Annotated in this window: 11 protein-coding genes; 2 read left to right on the top strand and 9 right to left on the bottom strand. The window is 69.5% G+C overall.

The features are described 5' to 3' along the window. Positions 1-8: 8 nt before the first annotated feature. A complete protein-coding gene (locus ACH34W_RS34290; protein WP_395965297.1) occupies positions 9-803 on the top strand; it encodes a hypothetical protein in 795 nt (264 codons plus the stop codon). Positions 804-958: 155 nt separating this feature from the next. Here the strand turns inward: ACH34W_RS34290 and ACH34W_RS34285 are convergent, their stop codons facing one another. The 8 genes from ACH34W_RS34285 to ACH34W_RS34250 form a co-directional block, all read right to left on the bottom strand. Continuing rightward, positions 959-3337, bottom strand: coding sequence for a [protein-PII] uridylyltransferase (locus ACH34W_RS34285; RefSeq protein WP_395965296.1), 2379 nt, complete (start codon positions 3335-3337; stop codon positions 959-961). Positions 3338-3400: 63 nt separating this feature from the next. Next, positions 3401-3739, bottom strand: a complete 339-nt coding sequence (locus tag ACH34W_RS34280; RefSeq protein WP_395965295.1) for a P-II family nitrogen regulator — start codon at positions 3737-3739, stop codon at positions 3401-3403. Continuing rightward, positions 3736-5091, bottom strand: coding sequence for an ammonium transporter (locus tag ACH34W_RS34275; RefSeq protein ID WP_395965294.1), 1356 nt, complete (start codon positions 5089-5091; stop codon positions 3736-3738). Before ACH34W_RS34275 ends, ACH34W_RS34280 begins: the two co-directional genes overlap by 4 nt. 310 nt (positions 5092-5401) lie before the next feature. Further along, positions 5402-6547 carry a signal recognition particle-docking protein FtsY gene (gene ftsY / locus ACH34W_RS34270; protein WP_395965293.1) on the bottom strand — a complete coding sequence of 382 codons (1146 nt, stop codon included), beginning with the start codon at positions 6545-6547 and terminating at the stop codon, positions 5402-5404. 57 nt (positions 6548-6604) lie between these two features. Beyond that, entirely contained in the window at positions 6605-7471 is an 867-nt protein-coding gene (locus ACH34W_RS34265) for a DivIVA domain-containing protein (RefSeq protein WP_395965292.1), read from the bottom strand. Positions 7472-7475: 4 nt separating this feature from the next. Beyond that, a complete protein-coding gene (locus ACH34W_RS34260) occupies positions 7476-8684 on the bottom strand; it encodes a globin domain-containing protein (RefSeq protein WP_395965291.1) in 1209 nt (402 codons plus the stop codon). Positions 8685-8910: 226 nt separating this feature from the next. Next, positions 8911-9333, bottom strand: a complete 423-nt coding sequence (locus ACH34W_RS34255) for a globin domain-containing protein (protein WP_395965290.1) — start codon at positions 9331-9333, stop codon at positions 8911-8913. A 178-nt stretch (positions 9334-9511) separates the two neighbouring features. Beyond that, the gene (locus ACH34W_RS34250) at positions 9512-10579 is read right to left on the bottom strand and encodes a glycoside hydrolase family 16 protein (protein ID WP_395965289.1); all 1068 of its coding nucleotides are present in this window, start codon (positions 10577-10579) and stop codon (positions 9512-9514) included. A gap of 439 nt (positions 10580-11018) precedes the next feature. Here ACH34W_RS34250 and ACH34W_RS34245 point away from each other — a divergent pair, with 439 nt between their 5' ends. Continuing rightward, entirely contained in the window at positions 11019-11495 is a 477-nt protein-coding gene (locus tag ACH34W_RS34245; protein WP_395965288.1) for a hypothetical protein, read from the top strand. Positions 11496-11581: 86 nt separating this feature from the next. Here the strand turns inward: ACH34W_RS34245 and ACH34W_RS34240 are convergent, their stop codons facing one another. Then, the gene (locus tag ACH34W_RS34240) at positions 11582-12505 is read right to left on the bottom strand and encodes a glycoside hydrolase family 16 protein (protein WP_395965287.1); all 924 of its coding nucleotides are present in this window, start codon (positions 12503-12505) and stop codon (positions 11582-11584) included. Positions 12506-12598: the final 93 nt, after the last annotated feature.

Below are 12598 nucleotides of genomic sequence, written 5' to 3'. Positions count from 1 at the left end.
GGAGTGAGATGAATACGGATCGCTGGGAACTCGACCGCGACGCCGCCGAGCGCCTGCTCCGCGGTGAGCCGGGCGACCCCGGCACCCCCGCCGAGCCGCTCGGCCGGTTGCTCGCCACCGCCACCACGTCCGCTCAGGAGCGAGAGCTTGCCGGTGAGGACGCCGCTGTCGCCGCCTTCACCGCCGCCTTCGCCACCACGCAACTGCCGGTGAAGCGGGCGCGCAGGATCCCGCTGACGCGCATCCTGACGGCGAAGGCAGCGGCATTGAGCCTGGCGGTCACCGCGGCGGGCGGGGTCGCCCTGGCCGCGGGCACCGGCTCCCTGCCGATGGGCCCGCTGGACAACGATCCGGTCAACACGGTGTCCCCAACCCCCCGTCCGGTCTCGAAGTCCCCGTCCACCCAACCCACCGGGCCGAACGCCAGCCAGCCTCCGGCGAACGGCGGAGATCAGCCATCGGGCCTGGCGGCGCTGTGCCGCACGTACGCGTCCGGCAATGCCGCACACCGTGCCGCATTGCTGCGTTCGGCGGCGTACTCCCCCCTGGTCTCCGCCGCTGGCGGGGCACCCAAGGTGTCCGGCTACTGCACAAAGGTCCTGAAGCAGAACGCGAACCAGGGCAAGGCGAAGAAAGCCCAGAAGACCAAGCCCTCCAAGGGCAACAGCGGCGGAAACAACAAGGACCAGAACAACGGCAACGGCAACGGCGACGACAAGGGAAACCGCGGTGGCAAGGACGGCGACGACCGTCGCAAAACCGACCCTGGACAGCCAGGCCGAGACCGACAACATGGTTCCTAGCCAGGCAGCGCCCCAGTGCGCTCCTGACACCCCCTAGATCGGCGGAGGGGTAGCCGTGCCCCCGTGGCTGCCCCTCCGTCTCCAACCACCTGCACCACGGACGGCGTGTACAGGCGCGGCGGGCTGAGGATTACGCCAGGGCGGGCGGGCTGAGGTTACGCCAGGGCCGCCAGGACTTGGGTTCGTACGTGGGACAAGTCGCTCACGTCGGTGAGTGGGCGCCCTTCGGCGTCGACCACGTAGAAGACGTCCACCGCCTCGGCTCCCAGAGTGTCGACCTGCGCGGCGCGGACCTGGAGGCCGCAATCACCCAGGGCCTGGCCGATCCGCCAGAGGAGCCCCGGCCGGTCGTGGGCGCGGACCTCCACCACGGTCGCCGTGCTGGAGGCGTCGTCGACGATCGACACCCTCGGCGGCGGGACGGCCACGCCCGGCCTCGTCCGCACCGAGCGCGCCCGTTTCTCCAGCCGCTCGGCGACGTTCAGGCGATCGGCGAGCATCCTCCTCAGGTCGGCCTCCAGAGCCGCGGGGTCCGGCGGCGTTCCGTATTCGGGCACCGCCGTGAAATCCAGCACCGCCGTCGTACGAGCCGCATCCTCGCTCGGACGGGATGAGGAGTTGACCGTACGGGCGGTGCGAACGGCCAGGCGGTGAAGAGCAAGCACGCCCGCGGCCTTCCAGAGAAGACCGACGCGGTCGGGAGCGGCGATGGTGATCCGGGAGCCCGCGACGCGTACCGCAGCGCCGTCGTGACGGGCCAGGGCCAGTTGTTCGGGTGCAAGCGCGGGTGCGGGCGGCGGTGTGCCGCCGGCGAGCGCGGCGATGGCTCGCCGGGCCAGCTGGGCCACCAGGCGGGCCTTCCACGGCCCCCAGGCGGCCGGTCCGGTCGCCAGGCCGTCGGCGATCGCCAGGGCGGCCAGGAGCTCGATGATCTCGCGTTCGCGGCCGGGCACCGCGGACACGGCCTTGACCACGGTCTCCACCGTGACGGGGTCGTCGATGTCGCGGCGGGTGGCGGTCTCGGGGAGCAGGAGGTGATGCCGTACGACGGTCTCCAGCACCTGGACGTCCCCCGCCCGGAAGCCCAGCCGCGTGCCCATGTCACGCGCGACGACCGCGCCGCTCTGCGAGTGGTCGCCGGGCCAGCCCTTGCCGATGTCGTGCAGGAGCGCGCCGACGAGCAGCAAGTCGGGCCGGGCGACCTCGCGGGTGAGGGCGGCGGCGCGGGCCGCGGCCTCCACGAGATGGCGATCGACGGTGTACGTGTGGACGGGGTTGCGTTGCGGGCGGTTCCGGACACGTTCCCAGTCCGGCAGCAGCCGTACGATCAGTCCGGCCTGGTCAAGGGCCTCCCACACACCGATCGCCGCCGTACCCGCCCCGAGCAGCGCCACCAAGGCGTCACGGGCGGCGGCGGGCCATGGCGTGGTGGGCAGGGCCGCGCGTTCTGCCAGCCGGTCCACCGTCGCCGGTGCGAGCGGGAGGTCTGCCTGGGCCGCGGCTGCGGCGACGCGGAGCGTGAGTGCGGGATCGTCCAGGTCGGCCCCACGGGCGAGGACGACCTCGCCTTCCTGTTCGACCGCACCGTCCCCGACGGGGTTGCGTTCGACAGTGCCTCGCCTGCCCGCCGCATCCGCGCGGTGACGGATGGTGGACGCGCGGCGCGGCGCACAGAAACGATCCACCAGCCGCCACAGGTGATCCTCGGCGTACGTGATGGTGCGCGCGGCCTCGGCGATCGAACGGAGCAGCACGTTGGCGTCGAGCATGCCGAGCGCCTGGGCGACCGCCTCCTGCTCCTGGAGAACGAGGCGATCGGACGTCCGGCCGGTGATCTCGTGCAATGCGTGCCGGACGTCCAAAAGGAGATCGTGAGCGGCCCGTACGCGAGCGTCGGGGGCCGAGGCCACCCAGGACGCGGCGACGGCCTGCATGACGTGGACGTCACGGAGGCCGCCGTGGGCCTCCTTGAGGTCGGGTTCGAGGAGGAACGCCAGTTCGCCTTGGGTCTCCCAGCGTTCCCGGCACATCTCGGCCAGCTCGGCCAGGCGCCGCCGGGCGTCGGCACGCCAATCGGCGAGAACGGCGGCGCGCAGTTCGTCGACGAGCACTTGATCGCCGGCGATCCGGCGCGCGGAGAGCAGGCCCAGCGCGGCCTTCATGTCGGTGCGCGCCACGGATCGCGCCTCATCGACCGTCCGGACGGAGTGGTCGAGCCGCATCCCCGAGTCCCAGATGGGGTACCAGACACGGTCGGCCACCTCGGCGACGTCCGGGCGCCCACGATGCAGCAGGACCAGGTCGAGATCTCCGCCGGGCGTGAGCTCACGGCGGCCGTGACTGCCGACCGCGATCAACGCGACGGCGTCCGTCCCCCGGTCTGGGAGGGCGGCGGGGGGCGTGGCAGGGGCGGTCGAGGGACCTTCCGCTCCGTTCCTGCGACGGTCGGCGGTGATCGGCCGGCCTCCGAGGCCCAGCAGACCGGCGAGCCATCGGTCGAGTTCGTCGGCGCGCACGGCCCGCGCAGCCGCCATGGCTGCGCGGGCTTCGTGGCGTTGTCCCCCGACCGTTCCGTGAGCGAGGACCACTCGTTCGCCCTACAGGGCTTCCGGGCCGGTCTCGCCGGTGCGAACGCGGACGACGGTCTCGACCGGCACCGCCCAGACCTTGCCGTCACCGATCTTGCCGGTCTGCGCGGCCTTGACGATGACGTCGATGATGTCCTCGGCGTCCTCGTCGTCGACGAGGACCTCGACACGGAGCTTGGGCACCAGGTCGACCTTGTACTCGGCGCCGCGGTAGACCTCGGTGTGGCCCTTCTGCCGGCCGTACCCGCTCGCCTCGCTGACGGTGAGGCCCTTGACCCCGAAGGTCTCCAGGGCCGCCTTCACCTCGTCGAGCTTGAACGGCTTGATGACCGCTGTGATCAGCTTCACGCTTCCGCCTCCACCTTCTTGGTCGTGGCGTTGCCGGCCACGGAGGCCGAGGCCTTGGCCGCCTGGGCGGAGCCGCCGCCCCCGGACGAGCCGAGATCGTACGCACTCTCGGCGTGCGTGGCGATGTCGATGCCGTCCACCTCGTCCTCGGCGTCCACCCGGAAGCCGATGACCAGGTCAATGATCTTGCCGATGATGTACGCCATGACGAACGAGTAGGCACCGACCGCCAGGGGCGCGATGACCTGCCAGCCCAGCTGCTCGAAGCCGCCTCCGTAGAACAGGCCCTTGTGCTGCTGCGGCAGGAACGGGTAGGCGGCGATGAAGCCCAGCGACACGGCGCCGACCAGGCCGCCGACCAGGTGCACGCCGACCACGTCGAGCGAGTCGTCGAAGCCGAGCTTGTACTTGAGGCCGACCGCGTAGGCGCAGATCGCACCGGCGACGACGCCGAGCAGCACGGCCACCCAGGTGTCGATGAAGCCGCAGGCCGGGGTGACCGCGACCAGACCGGCGACCGCGCCGGAGGCGATGCCCAGAGTCGTGGCGTGGCCGTCGCGCAGCTTCTCGACGAGGATCCACGCGCCCGCCGCGGCGGCCGTGGCGACCTGGGTGTTCATGAACGCGAGAGCGGTGGTGCCGTCGACCGCGAGCTCGGAGCCCGCGTTGAAGCCGAACCAGCCGAACCACAGCAGGCCCGCGCCCAGCAGCACGAACGGCATGTTGTTGGGCCGCATCGGCTCCTTCGGCCAGCCCTTGCGCTTGCCGAGCACCAGCGCGAGAGCCAGGGCCGCCGCACCGGAGTTGACGTGCACGACGGTGCCGCCGGCGAAGTCCTCGATGCCCTTGTCGAACAGCCAGCCGCCGCCCCAGACCCAGTGCGCGACGGGGAAGTAGACCAAGGTGGCCCAGGCGATGGTGAACGCGACCCAGGCGCCGAACTTGGCGCGGTCCGCGATCGCGCCGCTGATGAGCGCGACGGTGATGATCGCGAACGTCAGCTGGAACGCGGAGAACACCATCTCGGGCATGTTGTCGGTGATCGCCGCCGGGCCCTCGACGATCAGCCCCTCATAGACGGAGGTGGTCGTGCTCTTCAGACCCCAGTCGGAGAGCCCTCCGAAGAAGTTGTCGAGCGTCGAGTTGCCGTTGGCGCTGAAGGCGATGGAGTAGCCGTAGAACACCCAGATGATGCTGACGGTGACGATGCTGACGAAGGACATCATCATCATGTTGAGGACGCCCTTGGCCCGCGCCATGCCCCCATAGAAGAACGCCAAGCCAGGCGTCATGAGCAGCACGAGTGCGGTCGCCGCCAGCATCCAGGCGGTTGTACCGGTATCGATTTTCATCTCGAAGAGAGCCCTCCTCGGCACGGAACGTTGGGTTGCTCCAGAGATTCGAGGTTGGCCGTTTCACCTGGGGGGCTCTCGTGTTTCGTCAGTGTGAAACCCGGCCACGGCATGTTTCGATGATGTTTCGAAGCCCTCACTTACTTACTGTCAAGATAGTGAAAGTTCCCATTTTCCGAAGCGAAGTTGCCTGTGGGTCCCATGTGACGAGATGGAACGACGCCCCGACGGCGGCAGGACCCCTCAGGGCGACGATTCGTCTACGCCATCCCGCCCGTTCGGACGTCCCTCTTGCGCGGCCCTTCCCAGATCAAAACCCAAGGATGGCGTCTACGAAGGCTTCGGGCTCGAAGGGGGCCAGGTCGTCAGGGCCTTCGCCCAGGCCCACCAGCTTGACGGGAACGCCCAGCTCGCGCTGTACCTGGACGACGATGCCGCCCTTGGCGGTGCCGTCCAGCTTGGTGAGCACGATGCCGGTGACGTTGACCACTTCGGCGAAGACGCGGGCCTGCTGCATGCCGTTCTGGCCGGTGGTGGCGTCCAGGACGAGCAGGATCTCGTCTACTGCGCTCTGTTTCTCGATGACGCGCTTGACCTTGCCCAGCTCGTCCATCAGGCCGGTCTTGGTGTGCAGGCGGCCGGCGGTGTCGACGATCACGGTGTCGACCTTGCTGTCGATGCCCTGCTTGACCGCGTCGAAGGCGACACTGGCGGGATCGGCGCCCTCTCCCTTGCGGACCACCTGGGCGCCGACGCGGGAACCCCAGGTCTCCAGCTGGTCGGCGGCGGCGGCGCGGAAGGTGTCGGCCGCGCCCATGAGCACCGTGCGGTCGTCGCCGACGAGCACGCGGGCCAGCTTGCCGCAGGTGGTGGTCTTGCCGGTGCCGTTGACCCCGACGACCATCATCACAGCGGGCTTGTTGCCGTGACGCTCGGTGCGCAGTGACCGGTCCAGGTCGGGGCCGATCTGCTTGACCAGCTCGGCCTTGAGCAGGCCGCGCACCTCCTCAGGGGTGCGGGAGCCCAGGACCTGCACCTTCGTGCGCAGATCCTCGGTGATCTGGCGGGCCACGGTGACGCCGATGTCGGCACCGATCAGGGTGTCCTCGATCTCGTCCCAGGCGTCGTCGTCGAGCGTGTCGCGCGACAGCAGGCCGAGGAGGGTCTTGCCGAACGTGGACTGCGACCGCGCCAGCCGGGCCCGGAGGCGGACGAGGCGCCCCGCGGACGGCGGCGGCTTCTCGATCTCGATGACCGGTGGGACGACCGGTGGGGCACGTTCGACGGGCGGCGCGGCGGCCTCTGCCTCATCGACGACGGTCGTGCCACCCGGCACGACGTCGGCGGGGCGCTCCGCGGGTTCAACGGGCTTGCGGCGGCCAGGCCGCAAGAACATGACTCCGCCCACGATGAGGGCGAGGGCGGCCAGCCCGGCGATGAGGATCAGATATTCCATAGCGACCCCAGTTTTCCAGACCAGCGCCCATGCGCCGAACGCGACGGCGAGTTCGCCTTACTGATCGTTGGTCAGGGCGGACCGCTCAGACGTCTCCCATTCGTCCACGTTCTTGAGCAGGGCCTCCAAATAGGAACGCAGATGGGTGCGGTACACGTCGCTGTAGGTCCGCAGGTAGGCGATCTCGCGTTCCATGGCCTGGCGCTCGTCCGTCGGCAGTGCGGGCTCGACCGCGGTGGAGGGGACCGGGACCGGCGTGGAACGGGCCGCCTTCTCGGCGACCTCGGCGGCGCGCTGGTGCGCCTCCTCCAGCATCAGCTCGGCACGTCCCCGCGCGTCGGACAAGATCGATTCGCGGTGCAGGCGGGCCTCGTGGGCCAGTTCCCGGGTGTACCGCTCGGCGTCCGCCACATAGAGATCCGCGGTCTGCTGCGCGTGCGACAGGATCCGCACGGCCTGGAAGTGCGCCTCTTCGTGCGCCATCCCGCCACGCCCGTCCGAGCCGGCGGAGTCCAGCCGGTCCCGCAGCTGGGCGATCTCGTCGGCCAGGGCCGCCTTCTCGTTGCCGAGCTGGGCCAGTTCGTGCTCAACACGGTCAAGGAACGCCCGTACGTGATCCTCGTCCAGGCCACGGCGCCCGAGGGACGCGCGCGCGAACGTGGTCGCGCGCACCTCGCTCGGCGTCAGCCGGTCACGGCCGATCATCCCGAAGCCGCCCGGGCTCCCGGGCGCGGGGAGATTCTGCGCTGCCGGGACGACCGGATAGGACGGTTCCTGGCCCAGCACCTCGCCGGGCGTGTGCCCCGGCGGCTGGGACTGGCCAGACCAGGCCGGCACGGGCGGTCCGGGTTCCGGCGGAGCGGAGTCGAAGCCCGGATAACCCGGTGGGTCGCCGAACGGGTCCGGATAGTTCGGAGAGTTCAACGGTTCACCTCTCGGAGTCGACGAAGGTCTCATGGCGGACGCGGGCGGGATCCATGCCCAGGTGCGCCAGCCGTTCCACCGTGCTCACGACCATCGCGGCGGGCCCGCAGACGTAGGCGTCGTGCTGGGCCCACGAGCCGCGCCGGGCGAGCACGTCCGGGAGCGCGCCGTACTCGATGTCGGCGTCCTCCGAGCGCGGTCCGGAACGCGGCACCTGGACGAGCGAGCCGGTGGGCCCGGGCCGGACGTCCATGGCGAACACCGAGCCGGCCGTCGGCGGCGCCTCGTCCGAGACCGCCGGGACCACGGTCAGCCACGACAGCTCCGCGGCCAGCTTGCGCAGATCTTCGAGGTCGTAGAGGGCGTCCCGGGAGCGGGCCCCGAAGAAGAGCTGCACGGGCGGCGGTACGGAACGTTGCGCGAGCTGCTCCAAGATCGCCTTGAGCGGGGCGAGTCCCGTGCTTCCGGCGACGAGCAGAACCTCACGATGCGACGACTCGTCCAGTACGAGCGTGCCGATCGGCGCGCCCATCCGGAGCCGGTCGCCGGGTTGCAGGGCCCGCACCAGCACGGGGCTGACCGCGCCGCCGTCGACGAGCCGCACATGGAAGTCGACGGTGTTGTCAGGCCGGGGCGCGTTGGCCATCGAGTAGAACCGCCACTGGCGCAGCCGCGCCGGGAGTTCGACGGCGACCGACTGGCCGGGCAGGTAGGACAGGGGCCGGTCGGGCTCCACCCGGATGACGGCCAGGTCGAACCGGCGCCGTTCCACGGCGACCACGCGGCCCTCCCACCAGGGCGGGCTGTTCAGGGAGTCCTCGTCGGCGGCTTCCTGCATGACCTGGGCGAGCAGGCCGTACGCGGCGCCCCAGTCCTGCTCCAGCTCCGGCGTCCAGTCGGCTCCGGAGAAATACTTGAGGGTGCGGACGAGGCTGGCCCCGACATGCGGATAATGCTCCGCGACGATCCCGAACTTGCGGTGGTCACGGCCCAGTTGCTGCAGGAACGGCACCAGCTGGGGCAGGTCGTCGACCTGCGAGACGATCCTCCCGAGCGCGCGCAGCAATTTGTCCCGCTGGCCGCTCATTCCCACCGGGAACATGTCCCTGAGGTGCGGATTGCGTACGAACAGATCCGAATAAAAGAACAGAGCGACCGCATCACCCTGCTGCGCGACCTGCGCGAAGTTGTCCTTCAACCGCTGAGCGTCCACGCCTGCGTCTCCTGGTTGCGGCCATGATCAAGAGGGGACCTTACCGAGCGATGCGTACATATATGGACTTTTGACGCAAATGCGGCTCGTGTCACGGCAGTCACAGAGAACACATGAACACCACATCTGTGCACGCCAACGCGCCCGCCGTCACTCGTAAGAGCGGCGGCGGACCGGGCGTACGACAGAAAAATCACACCGGCGGCGGTAACGGCGCCGGGTGTGATCAGGCCGGCTGGTCCGCGCCCTGACCCTCGACGGCGGCCTCGTTCATTACTTGGGCAACCAGGCCGTATGCGGCGGCCCAGTCCTGCTCCAGATCGTCGTTCCAGGACGTGCCGCTGAAGTGGGCCAGCGTGGCGAGCAGGCTGGCGCCGACGACCGGGTAGTGGTCGGTGACGACGCCGAAACCCGCGTGGCGGCGGCCGAGGTCCTGGACGAACGGCACCAGGGCCGGCGCGTCGTCGACGAGCGAGACGATGTGCGAGAGCGCCCCGAGGAGCTTTTCGTGCTGCTTGGCCATCGCGGCGGGGAACATCGGCCGTAGCGTGGGCTCACGCTCGAAGAGGTCCGCGTAGAAGTACGCGGCGACGTCTTCGCCGTTCTTGCCGACGAGCGCGAAGTTCTCCTTGATCCGCTGCGGGTCCATGCGCCTACCTTCCAGGCCGCCGCTGTACCGGGCCGGGTGCCCGCGACGGGGAGATCAGACGACGGCCGGTCCACATGAGTAGTGGATCGGTGGATCATGCACAAGGGCCCGCGCGGCGGGTCGCGATAGATCCAATTCCGGTTGCCTGCGGTGTTTCACGACACGCTGCACAGACGGATCAAGCAGCTGGCGCAGACGGATCGGCAACCGGCACAGACGGCGAAGCAGACGGCAGCGGCGGCACAGACGGCGACAGCGGCACAGAGTGCGACGGCGGCACAGAGTGCGACGGCGACGGCGACGCAGGCGGATTGGCAACCGGCGCAGACGGCGGCGCAGACGGATCAGCGACCGGCGCAGACGGCTCAACAGCCGGCGGCGCGGACGGATCAACAGCCGGCGTGGACGGCACAGGCTGAGCTGACAACCGGTACATGCGGATCCAGTCGACCTCGAGCGCCGCCGGCGCGAGCCGGTCGATGCCGTCGGCGGTCCGCCGGGTGTCCTGGGGGAACCAGTCGAGCTGGATCGTCTGCCCCATCGGCCCCGGCGGCAACGCCTCGCGTTTCGCCGTGAAGAACCACCGCCGCCCGTCGATGAACCCGCTCATGCTCCGGGGGGTCCATTCGACGGCGAACGTGTGCCAGCGGGTCAGGTCGGCGCGCACCCGGGCGCCGATCTTCCGTGCTCCGTTCTCGGGCCCGTAGTGCAGGTAGAACCCCGTGCTCTGCCGCCGCCCGTCGTCGAAGGTCTCCATGTAGTCGACCTCGCCGCCGCCGCCCTCGGGCGCCACTCCACCGCCACCGCCGTCCGGCCACAACAGCAGGACGGGGTGATAGCAGGCACAACCCTGCGACGACCTGACCCTGGCCTCCCAGCGCCCGAACTTTTGCGAGCCTTTCCGCCAGGCGACCCCACCGGTCGTGCCGTCCTTCGTGCCGGTGATGGTCAGCACCCCGTTCCGCACGGACACCGCCGTGGGACTGCGGCGCCCCTGCCCGGCGTGCCCGGGCCCGTCATAGATCTGCCACCCGCCGGGGTCGAGCGTCTCCCCGCTGAACTCGTCCGCCGCGACGGGCTCGCCCCACCCGTAATGCCCGGCCGCGCTCGGCACCGGCCCTGTCTCCGGCGGTGTCGTGACCTTCAGGTTCCGGGGCTTCGGCACGTCGGCATCCTGCACGGCGGCCGTTCCCACGGCCAGCACGCACGCTCCGACCACGCCGAATCTGCCAACTCCGTTCAACACCGAACCGCCCCCTGGAAATCAAACTACTCATTCGCCCTTCCGGACTCCAGCAACGCGAACATCGTTCATCCGCGAACGATCAGCCGGCTCAGGTGCACACGGATCGCGCAGCGGCTGCCCGGTGACATGAAATACCCGGCCAATGCGGCGCAATATTCTTGATAAGCAGTTCTTTCGGATAGGGCCCTAGGGCCTCGACTGTATGCCGGACAGACCCCAACAGGTGCTGCCGACCCCCATTAACCGACCCGCCGGACTCCCCTCACAGAAAGTAATCGGAAATTCCTCTTCTGCCTCTGTCAATGCGACTGTCACGTCGATAGGATCATTAATCGCCCCCGTCCTGAGGGGCCGGTCCTACCGAATGTGCCCACCGGCTCGTGCCAGCTCAGAAAGGCGTGCTATGGCTAATCGGTCAGCGGTTCAATTGGGCGCCCTGTTGTTCGCCGGGCTGTTCGCCTCGGCGGCCTGCGGCGCGGCGGATGAGACGGGAGACGCCAAGGTCTTCACCGTCCCCTCGTCCAAGACTTCGACGTCCCCCGCGGCCGTCAAGCCGATGCCGGGCACCGAACGGACCCTGGCCGGCGCACGGGCCGCATTGCAGGCGTTCCTGCGAGGACAGGGGGCCGGTGACATGGCGGTGTGCCGTTATGTCGTCGCCGGCAGCTCATTCGAGAAAGGCGACGCACTGCGCGGCGACTGCCGCAATGGCGTACGGTACGGCCCGCATTGGTTGAAGCCTCAGGAACGGGACGCGCTGCGCACCATCTCCGTTTCGGGTGGCAAACTTGCGGGCAACGAGGCCACGATCCCGTTCTCCGGCCTCAAATGGGAAATGGGCGATCTGTCGGTTGCGTCGATACAGAGCAAGTTCGTATTGCGCTGGCAGAACGGCATCTGGCAGATCGTCCGCTGAGTCCGGGACGAGCTTCACCCCCGACGAGCTTCACCCCTCGGAGTCGGGCCTCCGAGGGGTGAAGGGCTCGTTGGGCGGTGACGGGGTCAGGGGCGGTACATCCTGATCCAGTCGACCTCCAGCGTCGCCGGGTACCAGCGCTTGACGCCGCGTGACGTCGTCGGGCGCAACTTCGGGAAGAAGTCGAGTTGGATCGACTGGCCCATCGCGCGCGGCGGGAGCGCCTGCCGCTTGTTCGAGTGGAACCAGACCTTGCCGTCGATGTAGCCGGTGATGCTGCGCGAGTTCCACTGGATCGCGAACGTGTGCCACTTCCTGAGGTCCGTCCGCACCTGCCTCGAGATCGTCGTCGGTCGCGCCCCCCGGCCGTAGTGGAGGAAGAACGAGGTCCTCGAGCGCATGCCGTTGTCGCCGTAGGTCTCCATCCAGTCGACCTCGCCGCCGCCGTCCCACGGCTTGCCGGTGGTCGGCCACAGAAGCAGGTTGGCGTTGTAGCAGGCGCACGCGCGGTTGATCCGGATGCGGGCCTCCCAGCGGCCCCACTTGCGGGCACCGCGGCGCCACCCGATCGCGCCGGTGGTCCCGTCCTTCCGCCCGGTGATCTTCATGATGCCGTTGCGCACGGTGATGGCCGACGGGCGGCGCTTGCCGTGCTCGCTGTTGGCGTTCTCCGGGGACCAGTCACGCAGGTTGAGCCTTCTGCCGCCGAACTCGTCCCAGGCGATCGGCCTTCCCCACTTGTACCGCTTCGCAGCAGTCGGGTAGCCCGCGGCCTCCGCGCCGCCACCGGCCGGGTCCGGCTCGCCCGGCGCGATGCCCTGCTCGCCGACGCCCGGTGCGCCGGGGCCTGGCGTGCCGGCCGCCCGGTCGCCGACGCCCACGGCCGACGTGCTGCTGCTCGGTATGGCACCTGCCGTCCCGTCGTTCAGCAGCGTGGCGGACACCGTTGTCGCAACCGCGACCGCGGTCGTCGCCAGAATGGCCGCCCTATGACGATGGGTGAATTGCATGGACAACCTCCGAGCACGGGGGGAATTATGGCGACCCGTCCACGTGGGTGCCAAATGTCGATTTCTTCGGGGTTGAAGATATCGAGGAGGGGG

Source organism: Actinomadura sp. 6N118 (assembly GCF_044326415.1).
GTDB lineage: Bacteria > Actinomycetota > Actinomycetes > Streptosporangiales > Streptosporangiaceae > Spirillospora.
Note: the sequence above shows the minus strand (reverse complement) of the source record. Positions and strands in the feature narration are given on the sequence as shown.